The following is a 19,099-nucleotide window of genomic DNA, read 5'->3' as shown; positions in this document are numbered from 1 at the left end:
TATAACAAATGGATCATCAATTTCCGATTATTTACCGTCATACGGATTTTGTCATTATCAATAAACCTGCTGGTGTGAGTGTGCATCGAGATGAACAAGCGGTTGGTTTAACCGAAAAACTTGCAAAGCAACTTGGCGTTGACCAAGTATGGTTAGTGCATCGCTTAGATAAACTTACCTCGGGTTTGTTGATTCTAGCCTTAAATAAAACAGCTGCAGCGACCTTTTATCGTCTTTTTGAAGCACATCAAATTCAAAAAACTTACTGGGCAATCTCAACCCAAAAACCAAAGAAGAAGCAGGGAAGTATTATCGGGGATATGGTGAAAAGCCGTAATGGGGCATGGAAATTGTGTCAAACGCGTCATCACCCTGCGATTACTCAGTTTATATCTTATGCTATTGCGCCGAAGTTACGCCAGTTTATTCTACAACCGAAAACAGGTAAGACACATCAATTAAGAGTAGCAATGAAAAGTCTCGGCAGTCCAATTTTAGGGGATCAGCTTTATCGTGGAGAAGCGGCGGATCGATTGTATTTGCATGCCTATCAACTCGATTTTATCTATGATGGTGAGCCAATATCCGTTTCAGTTGAGCCAACGGGGCAAGATTGGGATGTGAAAAGGTAAAAAAATGGGAGAAACTGACCGCTTGTTGGCTGGCAAGCGGTCAGTTTGTCTTAGAATTTTACACCAAGCCCAAGGACAAAATTCCGTCCCATTTGTGGTACATAAGGTAAGAACGAGGTGTGCGTATAAATTTTTTGATTCAAAATATTATTGGCACTTAAGTTGATATTATATTCCAAGTTCCGCCATTGGCGTTGGTAATTGATACCTAAATTGAGTAGGTGATAAGCGGCTGTTTTGTCCTCGCGAATATATTGGCGAGTAATCGGTAATTCCGCATTTTTTTCTTGTAAACGAATATCTTTTACCACATCCTTAAATTCATCCTCATCAACAATCTCAATATTTAGTGGGTTGTATTTATTTAAGTCAATTCCTTCGAGAAGTTCATCCTCTTCAAAATCATCATGTTTGAGGGGTTTAGGCTCACGAACAGCAACGGACTGAGCTGTTTTATTTTGTGCAAAGGCATAAGTATATTCAATGAAGCCAGAAAAATGAGAGGTAAACTGGCCATTAAAACGGAAACCTAACCGTGTTGGAGGCACACGAGGTGCGTCTCGCTGCGTAATGCCGATAACCTCTTCACCTTTAGGGGTGGCTTTATAGGTGAGAAAACCATCTTCGTATTGCACAGCATATTCATATAATGTACGACGATACTTTGGTTTTAAGTTATATAGTTTGCCTCGAACATAATCACCAAAAATGGTTACTTTATATTCGTCTGTAGGCTTAAAGCTAACTTCACCTTCTAAGCCGTTAAATTGAGCTTCTGATTGCGTATAACGTCGCATAAATAAATTACCATCTCGGAACAGATCTTCGTTATAAATATAGTTTTTAAAACGGTTGTGGTAAGCACTGAGACGATAATCCCAATGTTCGCTATTATAGGCAAAAGCGACTTCAGCGTTATTAGATTGCTCTTTGCGTAGGTTTTTATTCCCATACTCAAATGAATTTGTTGCTAGGTGTTTACCTTGGTAATAAAGCTCCATTGGTGTAGGTAAGCGTTCATTATGTGAGGCGGTGAAGGCTAAACGATAATTATCGTGAAAAAGCCATTCTGCAGAACCTAGATAGGAGAACGCTTGCTGTTTGTAAGTCGATAGATCAGGCTTTGCATCGTCTTTTTTTACATAGGTATTTAGCCAACGTTGATCATATTTAATTGGAATTCGTTGTTTATCTAATCGAGCTCCCACTTCGAAAATAAAATCGCCGAGCACATAGTTTTCAATAGCAAATACGCTTGCGACTTTATTGGTATTAGGAACGAGCGGATAACGGAGATTAATCGCTTTATTTGTGGTCGATTCGACACTCGTTTTAGAATCACTATATTGTACTCCCCACACACCGGTGAGATTACCTAGTGGTTTATGGACAAATTCTAGTTTTCCATTATAGGTTTGATTATCAAAGATACCGGCAGCCTTACCTGCATTTTGCAATGCTCTTTGGTTTTGTCGTTCTTTCCAATAATCGGTATCGAAACGAGAAATACCAGCTTTACCCGCATCTATTTCATCATGGTGATAGTCAGCATACGAAAAACTCGCTCGAATTTTTTCAATACCAGCAAATGCGGTTTTGATTTCTCCGCGTAAATCAAATCGACGTGATTTCAATTTAACCCAAGGTCCAAGTTCGCCTGGGCTATGGACATGATCTTGACCGTATGGGTGGTCATGGCTATGCGAGGGATCATTACCGTGATCTGAAGTACATCCATCAAAATGTGGAAAAGAGATGACATCGGAATCTTCCGCTAAGTGAGGATAAGGAATTAAGTAACTGCGAGCAATAGGAGAATGTTCCCGTATGTCAATCAGATGCCCTTTACAATCGTCAAATTTATGGTTATGTCCAGGTAAGCCATACTTATCTTTTCGATAACTATACGATACCCCCAAGTAGCCTTTATCTTCAATCCACGATAGTCCAACGGTTCCAACTTGGGATTTATTATAAGTATCAGGTACATAATTGAGTTTTTCACCGACGTTAAATTGCCGTACACGATAGTTATCTGAATTACGTGCTAATCCTTCTAAACGTAGAGCAATATGATCACTTAGTTTTGTTGTAATACCTAATGTTGCGACTTTTTCTTTACTTGCGGTATCAAAACGCGTATTGAGCTCGCCCTCATAGCCTTTTTCAGGTAAGGCAGTTGGAATACGATTATCCACAACATTGAGAACTCCAGCGGGAGAGCTTGTGGAATAACGTAGCGTAGATGCACCACGAACTAACTCAACTTGCTGAGCGAGCAAGGTATCTGCAGCAACCGCATGATCTGGTGAGATGGTAGACATATCAACCACATCTAAACCGTTTTGTAGAATTTTAATTCTAGCCCCTTCTTGTCCCCGAATAATGGGTGCACTTGACCCACCACCAAAGGGATTACTATGCACCCCTAATTCGCCTGCGAGTGCATTACCTAGGGTAGCGGATTGGGTTTTCAGCTTTTCTTTTTGTACGACAGTATCGCTAATTTTTTGATAAGCCCCAACCGCAGAGCCCGCTAATGTGGCACTGTTTGCAGTAACGGAAATTTCATCTAATTGAACGGCAGTCTCTTCAGCCATTGCGACTATGCTACTAAGCAGTAACATAGCAGGAAGCAATTTTTCTTGCGTTTTCAAAGGTAAGTCTCCAATAAATAACCATAAAATAAAAAGGGTGATAAGATAGACAAAAAGGCAAGAAATTGCAATAAGTCAATAAAAAAATTGTGGTTATTGAGTCGCAAGAGATAAAAAATGACCGCTTACAAGCGGTCATTTAAAGGGACAGTTTTACCAATGTAGACGATGCTCACCTGAGTAAATGGTCGTTTTATGATGACGAGTGAAGGCGAGTAGGGTGAAATGATGTTGTTGAGCAATAGTTACTGCAAGCTCAGTGGTCGCTGAAATCGCACAAAGCATTTCAATGCCACAAGCGAGGCATTTTTGCACCATCTCAAAACTGGCTCGGCTGGTCACAAACACAAAGCCGAGAGGTGATCCTGCTTTGGCGTACCAGCCGAGAAGTTTGTCGAGTGCAACATGTCTGCCCACATCTTCTCGAATGGCGAGTAATTTGCCGTCGGGTGAGAAGAACGCTGCAGCGTGGCTGGCCCCTGTTTGTTTGGCGAGTTGTTGAGCATTTTCGAGTTGGGTTAAGCAGTGGTTTAAGATCAGTGGGTTTACTTCTTGCAAGCGGTCAGATCGGACAACATTTTTGCAACTTTGCTGCACTTGTTCAAGCTGTTCTACCCCACAAATGCCGCAGCCTGTTCTTCCTGCCATTGAGCGACGTTTTTCTTTCAGTGCCATAAATTGACGACTACTGATTTCCATTTGCACTTCAATGCCGTTACAACTTTCCACGATTTCTAAGCCAAAGAGTTCTGATTTATTGCTAAGAATATTTTCTGCAAGAGAAAAGCCCAGAGCGAAATCCTCCAAATTATTTGGTGTACACATCATTACGGTGTGAGAAATGCCGTTATAAACGAGTGCCACGGGGACTTCGCGAATAAGCTGATCTTGCTTTTTTTCAAGGTAGAGAGAACCATTCTCAATACGGAGGTGATCTACATCAAATTTTGTGAAGAAGTTCACGATTTTTCCTTAAAATACTGTTTATAAAGTAGTTTGTTTTGTTAAAAAAATGTATCATGTATCTGATAATTTTTGGTTGGATTTTATTGAATAGTATCTTATCACAAGGATTAAAGATGTTATTTGGTGAAATTTGGATTTTCGTTAAACAATCACAAAAAGTGATTTAGGAGTGATTATGCAGGTCAATAGAAGGAAGTTCTTCAAGATCTGTGCAGGTGGTATGGCGGGAACGTCAGCGGCGATGTTGGGTTTTGCACCCGCAACGGCGTTAGCGGCTCCGAGAGACTATAAATTATTACGCACTCTTGAAACGCGTAATACCTGTACATACTGTGCCGTAGGCTGTGGAATGTTGTTATACAGCCTAGGTGACGGAGCAATGAATTCAAAAGGTAAGTTAATCCACATTGAAGGGGATCCTGATCACCCAGTCAGCCGTGGTGCATTATGTCCGAAAGGGGCGGGGGCGTTGGATTATGTAAACAGCGACCGTCGTGTAATGTATCCAGAAGTGCGTGAACCAGGTTCAAAAGAGTGGAAACGTATTTCTTGGCATGAAGCGGTTTCTCGTATCGCTCGCCATATGAAAGATGACCGTGATGCGAACTTTGAAGAGAAAAACGCAGTAGGCGAGCCTGTAAACCGTTGGATGACATCGGGATTTTTAGCGGGTTCTGCATGTAGTAACGAAACCGGAATTTTAACTCAAAAATTCGTGCGTTCTCTCGGTATCGTTTTCACAGACAACCAAGCGAGTATCTGACACGGACCAACGGTAGCAAGTCTTGCTCCAACATTTGGTCGCGGTGCGATGACAAATCACTGGGTTGATATTAAAAACGCCGATCTCGTCATCGTAATGGGCGGTAATGCTGCGGAAGCTCACCCTGTTGGGTTCCGTTGGGCGATTGAAGCCAAAAAGCAAAACGGTGCGAAGCTAATGGTAGTTGATCCACGCTTCAACCGAACTGCTGCGGTTGCAGATATCTATATGCCGCTTCGTGCAGGTACAGACATTGCATTCTTGTCTGGCGTCATCCGTTATTTGTTGAAAAATGACAAAATTCAGCACGAATATGTTAAACACTATACCAATGCCTCATTCTTAGTAAATCCAGACTTCAAATTTGATGAAGGTTTGTTCTCTGGTTATGACGACACGATGCGTAAATATGATCGTTCAACATGGGCGTATCAATTTGACGAAGATGGTAATGCTAAACGTGATTTAACCCTTCAAGATCCACGTTGTGTCATCAATTTATTACGTGAACACGTTGAGCGTTATACCCCAGAAATGGTTGAGCGTATTACGGGTACACCACAAAAAGATTTCCAAATTTTCTGTGAAGAAATTGCGAAAACATCGGCTCCGGATAAAGCCGCCACTTTTATGTATGCATTAGGCTGGACTCAACATACAGTTGGATCTCAAAATATTCGTACCATGGCGATGATTCAGCTTCTTCTGGGTAACATCGGGGTATCTGGCGGTGGGGTAAATGCACTACGTGGACACTCGAATGTACAAGGCATCACTGATTTAGGTCTATTCCCTAACCGTTTACCTGCGTATATCGGTTTGCCTACGGAGGCAGATACAAGCTTAGAAAAATTCTTAGGTCGTATTACACCGAAGAAATTGTTAGCTGATCAAGTCAACTATTGGGCGAATACACCAAAATTTATGGTGAGTATGCTCAAATCATTCTATGGTGATAAAGCAACTAAAGAGAATGAATTTGGCTTCCACTATTTGCCGAAATATCCGAAAAAACAAGTGGATCAATTCACTTATATTGAAGATATGTACCAAGGCAAGGTGAATGGTTTCTTCTGCCAAGGGATGAACCCAGTTGCCTCGTATGCAAACTCACAGAAAATCATCAAAGCCTTAAGTAACTTGAAATATTTAGTCATTTTTGACCCATTGATTACGGATACATCAGAGTTCTGGAAAAATCATGGCGAATTTAATGATGTCAAAACCGAAGAGATTCAAACGGAAGTATTCCGTTTACCAACTACTTGTTTCGTTGAAGAAGATGGCTCGATTGCCAACTCAGGTCGTTGGTTACAATGGCACTGGAAAGGGGCAGAGCCGCCGGGTGAAGCAAAAACGGATGGTGAAATTCTATCTGAATTGCGTGCTGAACTGATTCATTTATATAAATCAGAAGGTGGAAAAGCACCTCTTGAGCCGCTAGAAGCGATGATGTGGGATTATGCAAACCCACTTGAGCCAAAAGCGGAAGAAGTGGCTAAAGAGAACAACGGTTATGCATTGGAAGATCTCAAAGATGCCAATGGCAATATCATCTTGAAAAAAGGTCAGTTGCTGTCAAGTTTCGCCCAAATGCGTGATGACGGTACTACTTCCGGTGCGTGCTGGATCTATACTGGTCAATGGACGGAAAAAGGCAACCAGATGGCGAACCGTGATAACTCCGATCCGTCAAACTTGGGTAATACACTAGGTTGGGCATTTGCATGGCCGTTGAACCGTCGTGTGCTTTATAACCGTGCAAGTGCGGACTTAGCAGGTAATCCGTTTAACCCGAAACGCCAATTAGTGAAATGGAACGGTAGGAACTGGAACTATGTAGACGTTGCTGACTTCGGTACTGCACCTCCAAATAGTCCAACTCTACCATTTATCATGCAGCCTGAAGGCGTGAGTGGCTTGTTCGTGCGTGAGCGTATGGCAGATGGTCCATTCCCAGAGCATTATGAACCAATGGAAACCCCAATCGGAACTAACCCACTGCATCCAAATGTGGTACAAAGCCCTGTAGCTCGCATCTTACCAAGCGATAAAGCAGATTTAGGTACAGCAGCAGATTTCCCTTATGTGGCAACAACATATCGTTTAACAGAACACTTCCACTATTGGACGAAGAATGTGTTGTTAAATGTGATTGCTCAACCAGAACAATTTGTGGAAATCGGCGAAGCATTAGCGGCAGAAAAAGGCATTAAGCATGGCGATGTGGTGAAAGTGAGCTCTAAACGTGGCTACATCAAAGCTGTTGCCGTAGTAACCAAACGTATTCGTGCATTAGTGTCGGATGGCAAGCCAATTCATACTGTGGGTATCCCAATTCACTGGGGCTTTGCTGCAACCACAGGGGCGAAAAAAGGTTTCTTTGCCAATAATTTAACGGTTCGTGCTGGTGATGCGAATACGCAAACTCCAGAGTCAAAATGTATGTTAGTTAATATCGAAAAAGTGGGGGCATAAAATGGGTGTAGTTCAATCTCAAAATATCATTAAAGCCTCTGCAACGTCGGGGCTAACACCACCGCCACATGCGAGAGATCATCAAGTTGAAGTGGCGAAATTGATCGATGTAACCACCTGTATCGGTTGTAAAGCCTGTCAGGTGGGCTGTTCTGAATGGAATGATATTCGTGCAGAGCCTGAAGCTTGTGTGGGCGTGTATGATAATCCAATCGATCTTAACGCAAAAGCGTGGACGGTGATGAAGTTCAACGAAGTGGAAGAAAACGACCGCTTAGAATGGCTGATCCGTAAAGATGGCTGTATGCACTGTGCGGAACCTGGCTGCTTGAAGTCGTGTCCTGCTCCAGGTGCGATTATTCAGTATGCTAACGGTATTGTGGATTTCCAATCCGATAAATGTATCGGTTGTGGTTACTGTATTGCAGGTTGTCCATTCAACATTCCACGCATTAACGAAGAAGATCATCGTGCTTATAAATGTACGCTCTGTTCTGACCGTGTTAATGTAGGGCAAGAACCTGCGTGCGTGAAAACTTGTCCAACAGGAGCAATTCGCTTTGGTAGCAAAGAAGAAATGAAAGTCTATGCCGAAAAACGCATTGAAGATCTCAAATCTCGTGGCTACGAAAATGCGGGCTTGTATGATCCACAAGGTGTTGGTGGTACACACGTGATGTATGTATTGCACCACGCAGATAAACCTGAACTCTACTCAGGCTTACCGAAAGATCCGAAAATTGATCCAACCATTACGCTTTGGAAAGATGTGCTCAAACCAGTAGCTGCGGTGGCAATGGGAGGCTTGGCATTAAGTGCGGCAGCTCACTACATTACTTTTGGTCCGAATACGGAAGAGCTAGATGACCATCATGAAGAAGAACACAAAGGGGGCAACAATGAGTAATATCAAGATCAGCGACGATCAACGCATTGTTCGCCACAAATTACCAGCACGTCTAAGCCATTGGACATTGGTGCTTTGTTTCTTTATCACAGGGCTTTCAGGGTTGGCATTTTTCTTCCCTGATTTCTCATGGTTAGTGCAAGTTCTTGGCACACCACAATTAGCTCGGCTAGTTCACCCATTCACTGGTATTGTGATGTTTGTTGCGTTCTTGAATTTGGTTCGCATCTATTGGCGTCATAACTTCCCAGAGAAAAACGACTGGGTATGGTTGAAAAACATTCATGAGGTGTTAAAAGGCAATGAACATGCGGTTTCTGACAATGGCAAATATAACCTTGGTCAGAAAATGCTGTTCTGGACATTGATTTTAGCCATGTTCACCTTATTGATTACAGGGATCATTATGTGGCGTCAATATTTCGCTCATAATTTCTCAATTCCAGTCATTCGTATTGCAATCTTATTCCATTCTGCCTGTGCATTTTTGCTCTTTACTGGGATTATGGTGCACATCTACATGGCATTTTGGGTGAAAGGTTCAATCCGCGGTATGGTTGAAGGTTGGGTAACTGTCCGTTGGGCGAAAAAACACCACCCTCGCTGGTATCGTGAAGAAGTATTGCCTGAACTTGAAAAAGAGCTAGCTGAAAAGCAAAATAAAGTGTAATGACACATAAACAAAAGGGGCGAAATTTTCGCCCCTTTTGTTTTCTACTTTTTCTTGCAAGCGGTCGGATTTTCACGATTTTTTGCATAATATTAGTATTATGATGTTACATAACAATTATACAAAATCAGAGTCTCAAAATGATTTCACTAAGCATTGTGAGATGTTCGGCTTCTTCTGGGATTTTATTCTTGTTTATCAGCTTTTTGTCGCTGTTTTGGTTATAATCCAAAACTTTTTTATTCTAAAAATTCAAGCTCTAATGAGAAACACACGATGGCTAAAAACGAAACTCAAACCGACCTGTGGGTCTATGATTTACTCAAAATCGCAGGGTTGAAATTATCCACACAAGGCAGCGATATTGTTGAAATTGACAATGCCTTAAAAACGGCGTCTAAATCTAAAACAGGTAAAGTTGGTCGCCCTGAATACTGTGGTCTAGTGAAAGATTTTTTGATTGTGGTGGAGGATAAAGCCGATACCGCAAATCATTTAAAATTAAACGATAAAGGACTGATTTGTGATGATGTCGGCAGTGTGCAGGATTTTGCCGTAAATGGCGCATTGCATTACGGTCTACATTTGGCAAAGCATACAAACTACAAGAAAATCATTGCCATTGGCGTATCCGGTGACGAAAAACGCCATAAAATCACCCCGCTCTTTGTGGATGAGCGTGGCAATTACAAGCAGCTTGACGACGTGGAAACATTCACCTTATTCACATCAAAGAATATTGATGAATACTATATTAAAAATATTCTTAAAGAAGAGACTCCCGAAGAAAAAACGACTGCTGAAATTTTAAGTGATGCTAAGGCGTTGCACGAAGATTTGCGTAATTACGGCAGTATTCAAGATAAAGACAAACCCCTGATCGTATCAGGAATCTTACTTGCCCTGCGCGAAATGGAGTATAAAAATTTCTCCATTGACAGTTTGACCGGTGATGAAGTTAAAACGGACGGTGAAAAGATTTATACGGCAATTAAAGACAATCTCGATCGAGCTAAAGTCTCCCCGCAAGTCAAAAAAGATAAGTTGCTCAGTCAGTTTTTGGTAATTAAAGACACTAAAGCCATTAATGAAGTCAATAACAATTTGGGTAAAACGCCGATTAAGCATTACACTGAATTTTTATACGAACACATTTACAAAAACATCAAATATACCCAATCCGCAGAGGATTATTTGGGGCGGTTCTACGGTGAATTTATGTCTTATTCGGGCGGCGACGGGCAAACGCTCGGTATCGTTTTAACACCCAAACATATTGTGGAATTATTTTGTGATTTGGTCGATTTGTCACCTGACGACAGCGTGTTCGATCCGTGTTGCGGCACGGCAGGATTTTTGATTGCCGCCATGCACCATATGCTAAAACAAGCCGATAGCGAAAACCAAAAACGCAATATCCGCAAGCATCAGTTACACGGCATCGAACTGCAACCCTATATGTTTACTATCGCGACCACCAATATGATTTTGCGCGGCGACGGCAAAAGCAATTTGGAGCAGGAGGATTTCTTAAAACAAAATCCGGCGCAATGGCAGAAAAAGGGATTTAGCGTGGGCATGATGAATCCGCCCTATTCGCAAGGTTCGAAAGCCAATCCGAATTTGTATGAAATCGCCTTTACCGAACATTTGCTGGATTCTATTTCCGAAGACGGCAAAGTCATCGTGATTGTGCCGCAATCGTCGATGACGGGTAAAACCAAAGAAGAACAGGCAATCAAAAACAACATCTTAAAATGCCATACGCTCGAAGGCGTGATTACCCTGAACAAAAATACCTTCTACGGGGTTGGCACAAACCCATGCATTGCCGTATTTACCGCAGGCGTACCGCACGATAAAGACAAATCGGTCAAATTCATCAATTTTGAAAATGACGGTTTCGAAGTACAAAAACATCGCGGTTTGGTGGAAACCGAATCGGCAAAAGACAAGAAAAACCATTTGCTCGACGTATGGTTCGACCGCATAGAAGCCGAAACCAAATTTTGCGTTACCACAACCATTGAAGCAGAAGACGAATGGCTGCATTCCTTTTACTATTTCAACGATGAAATCCCCACCGAAGCGGATTTTGAGAAAACCATTGCTGACTATCTTACCTTTGAAGTCAATATGATTACCCACGGGCGAGGCTATTTGTTCGGATTGGAACAAGGAGAAAATAATGCATGAATTGAAATTGACGGATAGAGAATGGCGGGCGTTTAAAATTGGAGAAATTTTTTCTGTTTCTAGGGGTAAGAGATTAATTGAAAAAGATCGTCAGATAGGAAAAATTCCTTACTATTCAGCAAGTAATTCTAATAATGGTATGACTCAGTTGATTAGTAATCCCTTATTTTTAGATCAAAATAAAATTGTAGTATCAACTTTTTGCGATGCATTCTATGCGGAAGGAATTTTCACGGCTAGTGATGAGATGACTATTTTAGGAAATTCATTACTTACAAAATACAATGCTAAATTTATAACAACCTTAATTGTATCAAATAAAGATAAATATGCTTTTGGCAGAAAGGCTTTTACAGAAAGAATAAAAGAACAAAAAATAATGTTGCCAATAGTTCGACATATGGGCGACAATCTTGCCAGTCAGCCAGATTGGGCTTTTATGGAAGACTTTATCAAGCAAAAAGAGCTGTCAAAACTCAGGGAGATTACAGATATGCTAAGTAATCAAGCCCTTGAATTGATGATTGCCAGTGGTGAATTGAAAGATCGTGCGTGGAAAGCATTTAATTTTTCCGATATTTTTCACAAAGTGCAACGAGGAAAGCGTTTAACTAAGAACAAACAAATTGACGGCTCTATCCCTTATGTATCATCCACTGCTGTGAATAATGGTGTAGATAATTTTATAGATAATTCAGACGGTGTGAGAAAATTTGAAAATTGCCTTACCTTGGCAAATAGCGGTAGTGTCGGTTCAACATTCTTTCATCATTATGAATTTGTTGCCAGTGATCACGTTACTAGTTTGCAATTGAAAAATAAGAACAAATACGTTTATTTATTTTTATCCAGCATCATCAAACGGTTGGAAGACAAGTATTCATTTAACCGTGAAATCAATGACAAGCGAATTAAGCGTGAAAAAATAATGCTTCCAATCGACCAAAACGGCAATCCCGATTGGGCATTTATGGAAGCCTTTATGCGAAAAATCGAGCAGGATAAAGTAAAAGCCTTGCTGTCCTATTACGGCAAGCCGACAATTTTTGACGAACGAACGAACGAACGAACGAACGAACGAACGAACGAACGAACGAACGAACGAACGAACGAACGAACGAACGAACGAACGAACGAACGAACGAACGAACGAACGGTAGATAGTGTAACTTGGAAACCGTTTAAAATTAGTGATGTTTGTGAAATAAATTCGGGGCAGGATATTTACGAGCGAGAGCGTGTAGCAGGAAATACACCTTATATTACGGCTACAGCAAATAATAACGGTATTGGTTATTTTGTTAAAAATATCAATACCACAATTGAAAAAGGTTGTATTTCAGTTAATCGTAACGGTTCTGTTGGTTATGCATTCTATCACCCATATGCAGCCTTATATGGGAATGACACAAGAAAACTCAGACCTAAATATACAAATAAATACGTATCCTTATTTATAACTGCGTGTATTTTGAAACAAAAAGAAAAATATGGTTACGGTTATAAAATGGGAACAGAGCGGCTGAAAAAACAAAAAATCTTGCTTCCGACTACTCCACAAGGTGAAATCCATTTTGAATTCATTGAAAAAATGATGATGCAAAAGGAACTTACCCAAGTGATGAGGTTGTTGGCTTATTTTGATGCCAAATACTAACCGAACAACAACCCGATTTAGCTTATGATGTTGTCGAAAGGGTGAGTGAGTTGAGTAAACTACGTTAGTCGCACAATAAAAGGGATTGAGAGCTCCCTTTTGTTCACATTTATGTAATAATACGCTATCTAACAACTTGATAGCAAAGTATTATGAGTATCCGAATTCTACCCGATAACGAAATCAAACAAGCAGCGAGTTCATTCCAACATCCACCGCTCCTTTTTGCTAACCCCAAAAATCTTTATCAACGCCGTGCTAAGCGGCTACGCCAATTAGCGGAGAATAATCCCTTTGGTGATTATTTAGATTTTGCGGCACAATTGGTGGATATTCAGTTGGAACTGTTAGAAAGTCAGCCAATTGCAAATATTTCCGAGGATCTGACCGTTTGTATTACCAACAACCCAAACCAAAAACCACTGAGTGCTAAACAATTTATACGTTCACCAGAGTGGAGAGTGCTTCTATTCGCTTTTGTCGAGAAATGTAAGCCACGTGTTGCGGGTGAGGTGCAAGCCACATTGGAATGGCTCGAGAAAGCTTCCAATTCTGAACTTGAGCAGCTGGCTGATGCCTTGTTAAACGAGCGTTTTGAAGAGGTTGGTGCTGATAAGGCGGTATTTTTATGGGCGGTGTTATCGCTTTATTGGGTGCAGCTTGCTCAACAGTTGCCACGCAACAGCCAAACAGAATACGGTGAGCATCGCCATACTTGCCCTGTGTGCGATTCTGCCCCTGTGGCGAGCGTCGTCCATTTTGGTGATAGTCAAGGGCTACGCTATTTGCATTGCTCTCTCTGCGAAAGCGAGTGGAACGTGGTGCGAGCGAAATGTTCCAACTGTGAACAAACGGGCAAGTTGGAATATTGGAGTTTAGACAGTGCCGAGGCTGCAGTGAAAGCCGAAAGCTGTGGCGACTGCGAAAGCTATTTAAAAGTAATGTATCAAGAAAAAGATCCGCACGTTGAAGCCGTTGCAGACGATCTTGGTTCATTGTTCTTAGATGCTGAAATGGAACAAAAAGGCTTGGCGAGAAGCGGGATCAATCCGTTTTTATTTCAAGTCGAGTAACGCCTATTTGGGCGTGTCACACACGCCCTTTTACTTGCAAAAAATTCGCCGAAACTGACCGCTTGTAGCCGTTCTAATTCCCCCCAATAGCCATTTTTCTGCTATAATCTCGCCAATTTTTTGGCTTAAATGCCACCGCTTTTATAAAGGAATGACAATGTCTGAACAAAACCAAAATAGCTATGATTCTTCGAGTATTAAAGTCTTACGTGGGCTGGATGCGGTGCGTAAACGTCCGGGTATGTATATCGGTGATACGGACGACGGCACAGGGTTGCACCATATGGTGTTTGAAGTGGTGGATAACGCTATCGATGAAGCATTAGCAGGGCATTGTAATGAGATTGTCGTCACCATTCATTCGGATAATTCCGTTTCCGTCCAAGATGACGGGCGTGGCATTCCAGTCGGTATTCACCCAGAAGAAGGCGTTTCGGCGGCAGAAGTGATCATGACCGTGCTGCACGCTGGCGGTAAATTTGATGATAACTCCTATAAAGTTTCAGGCGGTTTGCACGGTGTGGGCGTGTCGGTAGTGAATGCCCTTTCGTCTAAGTTGCAACTGACGATTCGCCGTGAAGGTAAAGTCCACGAACAATTTTATAGCTTGGGCGAACCCGATGCACCGTTAGCGGTCATTGGTGAGACGGACAAAACTGGCACAATGGTGCGTTTCTGGCCGAGCCTTGAGATCTTCAAAAACAAAACTGATTTTGAATACAAAATTTTATCTAAACGCTTGCGTGAGTTATCTTTTTTAAACTCGGGGGTGTCAATTAAATTAGTGGATGAACGTGAAGGAAAAGAAGAGCATTTCAAATACGAAGGTGGCATTCGTTCCTATGTGGAATACCTCAACGAAGGCAAAACGCCAATTCATCCAACGCCATTCTATTTATCTACTGAAAAAGACGGCATCGGCGTGGAAGTGTCGTTGCAGTGGAACGACAGCTACAATGAAAATGTGTACTGCTTCACTAACAACATTCCACAGCGTGATGGCGGGACGCACTTGGCGGGCTTCCGTGGGGCATTAACCCGTGCGTTGAAAAACTATATGGATTCAAGTGGCAAGATCAAAAAAGCCGACGCCAACATTGATGCGTCAGGTGATGATGCCCGTGAAGGCTTGGTGGCGGTGGTGTCAGTCAAAGTGCCTGATCCAAAATTTTCTTCCCAAACCAAAGACAAATTAGTGTCGTCCGAGGTGCGTCCAGCCGTTGAAAGCTCAATGAATGATGCGTTGCAAACCTATTTATTGGAAAACCCGAACGATGCACAAAATATCGTCACCAAAATTATTGATGCAGCACGAGCGAGAGAAGCGGCTCGCAAAGCCCGTGAAATGACCCGCCGTAAAGGGGCATTAGATTTAGGTGGATTGCCAGGTAAACTCGCAGATTGTCAGGAAAAAGATCCGGCCTTATCGGAGCTTTACTTAGTAGAGGGCGACTCTGCAGGTGGTTCGGCAAAACAAGGGCGAGACCGTAAAAACCAAGCGATTTTGCCACTCAAGGGCAAAATTTTGAACGTAGAAAAAGCTCGCTTCGACAAAATGCTTTCTTCACAAGAAGTTGCCACATTAATTACCGCTCTTGGTGCGGGCATCGGGCGTGATGAATATAATATCGAAAAACTGCGTTACCACAAAATCATCATTATGACCGATGCAGACGTGGACGGTGCACATATTCGTACCTTGTTGCTAACTTTCTTCTACCGTCAAATGCCAGAGTTGATCGAGCGTGGTTACGTTTATATTGCTCAGCCACCGCTGTACAAAGTGAAAAAAGGCAAGCAAGAAAAATATATCCAAGACAACGAAGAAATGACGCAATATGAATTAGCGATTGCCTTGGACGGTGCAGCGTTATACGTTAGCGAAAATGCCCCAGCCTTGAGCGGTGTCGCATTAGAGAACTTGATTGCAGAATACAACGGTGTACAAAAATTGTTTGAACGTTTGGTTCGTCGTTACCCAATGGCGATCTTAAATGAATTACTTTATCAGCCAGCGTTGTCGGCGGAATTTGCAAAAAATCAAGAGAATGTGACCGCTTGGAGCCATCGTCTGGTTGAAATGTTGGTCGAAAAAGAGATCAGTGGCAGCGGTTATCAGGCCGCGGTGCAGTTCAATACAGAACGCCATATTTACGAGCCACAAGTGATTGTAACCACTCACGGTATTGATACCACTTATACCCTTGATTTCAACTTTATCGCCAGCAATGAATACGTTCGAATGACTAAACTGGCAGACCAACTGCGTGATTTACTTGAGCCAACCGCCTATGTGATGCGTGGTGAACGCAAACAGCCGATCAACAGCTTTGCTGAAGCCATTGACTGGTTAGTGAAAGAGTCTCGCAAAGGCTTAACCATTCAGCGTTATAAAGGATTAGGCGAGATGAACCCAGAACAACTTTGGGAAACCACGATGGATCCAGTCGCTCGCAAAATGTTGCAAGTGACCATCACCGATGCGATTGCTGCCGATAAACTCTTCACCACCTTAATGGGGGATGAAGTTGAACCTCGCCGTGATTTCATCGAAAGCAATGCGTTATATGCGAATTTGGATATTTAATCTGAATAAAACAAAGCCTCGAATTTTCGAGGCTTTTTTATGGCTATTTTGTTTTACTTTTTATAAAACGGCTTATGCAGTCTGCGAGTGAGGCTGGATTTTCCCAAGACATCGAATGCCCTGCATTATTGACAATCATCGTTTCAACTCCTTGAGCGGATAAATTAGAAAAATCACCATCGGGGAGTGAATGCTCTCCAAAAATGAGTAGTTTGGGGGCTTCTACACTCATAAATTGTGACATCCAGCTTGGTGTTACTCCGTCAACCAGACTTTTAGCACTTCTCCATAGTGCCCAAGGGGCATTACTTAATAAGCTGCCAGCCCAAAGACTTTTTTCTTCTTCAAGCATTTTGCTATAAACGGTAGAAATAAACGTTTCTTCATCATGTTCAATAATTTTTCGGCTGAAGAACCCACCGCCTGCATGGAAATTAGGCTCTGATACAATGAGCCCTAAAAGGTTATCAGGCTTCATCGTGGCGACTTCAATGGCAATACTTCCACCCATACTATGTCCATATAACCAGAATTCATCTAATGATAAATGCTCAATGAGCTCTATAATAACTTTAGCATGCATCGTTGTGGTATAGCTAAAGCTAAGTGGGCGTTCACTAAATCCACTGCCAACACGATCAATAAGTATTGCTCTTGGAATGAAGTTTTGATGAATAATGACATCAGGGTATTCATAAGAACTTGCACAACCTAAACCATGTATAAAAATGCAGGGAACACCATTGCCTGCAAAGTCGTGGTACCTAATACGACAATTCGCAATTTTTGAGTAAAATTCTTTCATTTGATTATGTTGATTAACAATAATGGAAATACAGAGATTATTTATTTTATCATACTGGTTTTATGTTGTTTCATTCCTACCAAAAACATTCAAAATCGCTTATAATCTCGCCCTTTATGAGCCGAATTCATTTAAAAATTTTTAAGGTAATAAGATGTCTGAACAAGAAAACCAAGAACTTGATCTCAACGGTGAAATGCTTGCTCGTCGTGAGAAATTAAACCAACTGCGTGAGAGAGGAAATCCGTTCCCAAATACATTCCGTCGTGAAAATTTAGCCGATGATTTACATAAAACCTATGGTGAGATGGAGGGTGAAGCACTTAAAGCGAAAGAAACTCCTGCGGTGGTGGCAGGGCGTATTATGTTGCGTCGTGCGATGGGGAAAGCGACTTTCATCACGATTCAAGATGTCAGCGGTAAAATTCAACTTTATGTTGCCCGTGATAATTTGCCAGAAGGTGAATATGAAAACACGGTGGGAATGTTGGATTTAGGCGATATTGTGGGCGTGAAAGGCACGCTTTTCAAAACCAAAACGGGCGAATTAACTGTGCGAGCCAGCGAATTGGAGCTACTTACTAAAGCGTTGCGTCCATTGCCAGACAAATACAAAGGCTTGACCGACCAAGAAACTCGCTACCGTCAGCGTTATTTAGATTTGATTGCGAATGAAGAGTCTCGTCGCACTTTTGTAATCCGCTCAAAAGTGGTTTCAGGCATTCGTCAATTCTTCTTAGAAAAAGGCTTTATTGAAGTTGAAACCCCAATGTTGCAAGTGATTCCAGGTGGTGCAGCGGCAAAACCGTTTATCACTCATCACAACGCATTAGACGTTGATATGTACTTACGTATCGCCCCAGAACTTTACTTAAAACGCCTTGTGGTTGGTGGTTTTGAACGTGTGTTTGAATTGAACCGAAACTTCCGTAACGAAGGCGTTTCAGTGCGTCACAACCCTGAATTTACGATGATCGAATACTACCAAGCCTATGCGGACTACCACGATTTAATGGATAACACCGAAGAGTTGTTACGCCGCTTAGCCTTAGATATTCTTGGCACCACGGATGTGCCATACGGTGAATATACCTTCGATTTTGGCAAACCGTTCGAACGTATCACTATGCACGATGCCATCGTGAAATATGGCAACGGTATCAAACGTGAAGACTTAGACAACTTCGACAAAGCGGTTGAAATTGCGAAAGGTTTACATATTGAGATCCAAAAATCGTGGGGGTTAGGCTCTGTGGTGAACGCCATTTTTGAAGAAGTGGCAGAGCACCAATTGATTCAGCCAACGTTCTTAATGGCACACCCAGCGGAAATTTCACCCCTTGCACGCCGCAATGATGAAAACCCAGAAGTGACTGACCGTTTTGAATTATTCATCGGCGGTCGTGAAATCGGTAACGGTTTCTCTGAATTAAACGATGCGGAAGATCAAGCAGAACGTTTCCAAGCTCAAGTTGAAGCGAAAGAAGCGGGTGATGATGAAGCAATGTTCTACGATGACGACTTTGTAGTCGCATTGGAACACGGCTTGCCACCAACCGCAGGCGAAGGGTTAGGTATCGACCGTTTGGCAATGATTTTTGCTAACGCACCGTCTATTCGTGATGTGATTCTGTTCCCAGCAATGCGTCAGAAATAATGAATTCAGAATGAAAAAAGGGAAAGTGACAAGCGGTCACTTTCCCTTAAT

12 protein-coding genes are annotated in these 19,099 nt (G+C 42.0%); 9 read left to right on the top strand and 3 right to left on the bottom strand.

Annotated features, from left to right (window positions below):
* The first annotated feature begins 8 nt into the window (after positions 1-8).
* Complete coding sequence (locus A4G17_RS09035; RefSeq protein ID WP_123955915.1) at positions 9-632, top strand: TIGR01621 family pseudouridine synthase; 624 nt, start codon at positions 9-11, stop codon at positions 630-632.
* Positions 633-682: 50 nt separating this feature from the next.
* On the opposite strand, the gene A4G17_RS09030 is transcribed toward A4G17_RS09035, so the two are convergent.
* Positions 683-3,289 (bottom strand): TonB-dependent receptor domain-containing protein, encoded by a 2,607-nt coding sequence (locus A4G17_RS09030; protein ID WP_236941007.1) that lies wholly within the window; start codon positions 3,287-3,289, stop codon positions 683-685.
* A 153-nt stretch (positions 3,290-3,442) separates the two neighbouring features.
* A complete protein-coding gene (gene fdhD / locus A4G17_RS09025; protein WP_236941047.1) occupies positions 3,443-4,213 on the bottom strand; it encodes a formate dehydrogenase accessory sulfurtransferase FdhD in 771 nt (256 codons plus the stop codon).
* 217 nt (positions 4,214-4,430) lie between these two features.
* Here fdhD and fdnG point away from each other — a divergent pair, with 217 nt between their 5' ends.
* The 7 genes from fdnG to gyrB all read left to right on the top strand — a co-directional run bounded on the left by fdnG (position 4,431) and on the right by gyrB (position 16,586).
* On the top strand, positions 4,431-7,496 hold the full coding sequence (gene fdnG / locus A4G17_RS09020; RefSeq protein WP_148087021.1) for a formate dehydrogenase-N subunit alpha: 3,066 nt from the start codon (positions 4,431-4,433) through the stop codon (positions 7,494-7,496).
* A 1-nt stretch (position 7,497) separates the two neighbouring features.
* Positions 7,498-8,403, top strand: coding sequence for a formate dehydrogenase subunit beta (gene fdxH / locus A4G17_RS09015; protein ID WP_123955919.1), 906 nt, complete (start codon positions 7,498-7,500; stop codon positions 8,401-8,403).
* Complete coding sequence (locus A4G17_RS09010) at positions 8,396-9,073, top strand: formate dehydrogenase subunit gamma (RefSeq protein WP_123955920.1); 678 nt, start codon at positions 8,396-8,398, stop codon at positions 9,071-9,073. Before fdxH ends, A4G17_RS09010 begins: the two co-directional genes overlap by 8 nt.
* 276 nt (positions 9,074-9,349) lie before the next feature.
* Complete coding sequence (locus tag A4G17_RS09005; RefSeq protein WP_123955921.1) at positions 9,350-11,269, top strand: HsdM family class I SAM-dependent methyltransferase; 1,920 nt, start codon at positions 9,350-9,352, stop codon at positions 11,267-11,269.
* Positions 11,262-12,926 carry a restriction endonuclease subunit S gene (locus tag A4G17_RS10320; RefSeq protein WP_165894274.1) on the top strand — a complete coding sequence of 555 codons (1,665 nt, stop codon included), beginning with the start codon at positions 11,262-11,264 and terminating at the stop codon, positions 12,924-12,926. The genes A4G17_RS09005 and A4G17_RS10320 overlap by 8 nt, the downstream gene beginning before the upstream one ends.
* Positions 12,927-13,078: 152 nt before the next feature.
* The gene (gene fdhE, locus A4G17_RS08995) at positions 13,079-13,999 is read left to right on the top strand and encodes a formate dehydrogenase accessory protein FdhE (RefSeq protein ID WP_123955923.1); all 921 of its coding nucleotides are present in this window, start codon (positions 13,079-13,081) and stop codon (positions 13,997-13,999) included.
* Positions 14,000-14,156: 157 nt separating this feature from the next.
* A complete protein-coding gene (gene gyrB, locus A4G17_RS08990) occupies positions 14,157-16,586 on the top strand; it encodes a DNA topoisomerase (ATP-hydrolyzing) subunit B (protein ID WP_123955924.1) in 2,430 nt (809 codons plus the stop codon).
* Positions 16,587-16,629: 43 nt separating this feature from the next.
* On the opposite strand, the gene A4G17_RS08985 is transcribed toward gyrB, so the two are convergent.
* Positions 16,630-17,391 carry an alpha/beta fold hydrolase gene (locus A4G17_RS08985; protein ID WP_123955925.1) on the bottom strand — a complete coding sequence of 254 codons (762 nt, stop codon included), beginning with the start codon at positions 17,389-17,391 and terminating at the stop codon, positions 16,630-16,632.
* Between the two features lie 154 nt (positions 17,392-17,545).
* Here A4G17_RS08985 and lysS point away from each other — a divergent pair, with 154 nt between their 5' ends.
* The gene (lysS, locus tag A4G17_RS08980; protein WP_123955926.1) at positions 17,546-19,048 is read left to right on the top strand and encodes a lysine--tRNA ligase; all 1,503 of its coding nucleotides are present in this window, start codon (positions 17,546-17,548) and stop codon (positions 19,046-19,048) included.
* Positions 19,049-19,099 lie beyond the last annotated feature (51 nt).

Source organism: Frederiksenia canicola (assembly GCF_011455495.1).
In the GTDB taxonomy this organism is placed as follows: Bacteria; Pseudomonadota; Gammaproteobacteria; order Enterobacterales; family Pasteurellaceae; genus Frederiksenia; species Frederiksenia canicola.
The sequence above is the reverse complement of the archived record's forward strand: the minus strand, read 5'-3'. Positions and strand labels throughout refer to the sequence as shown.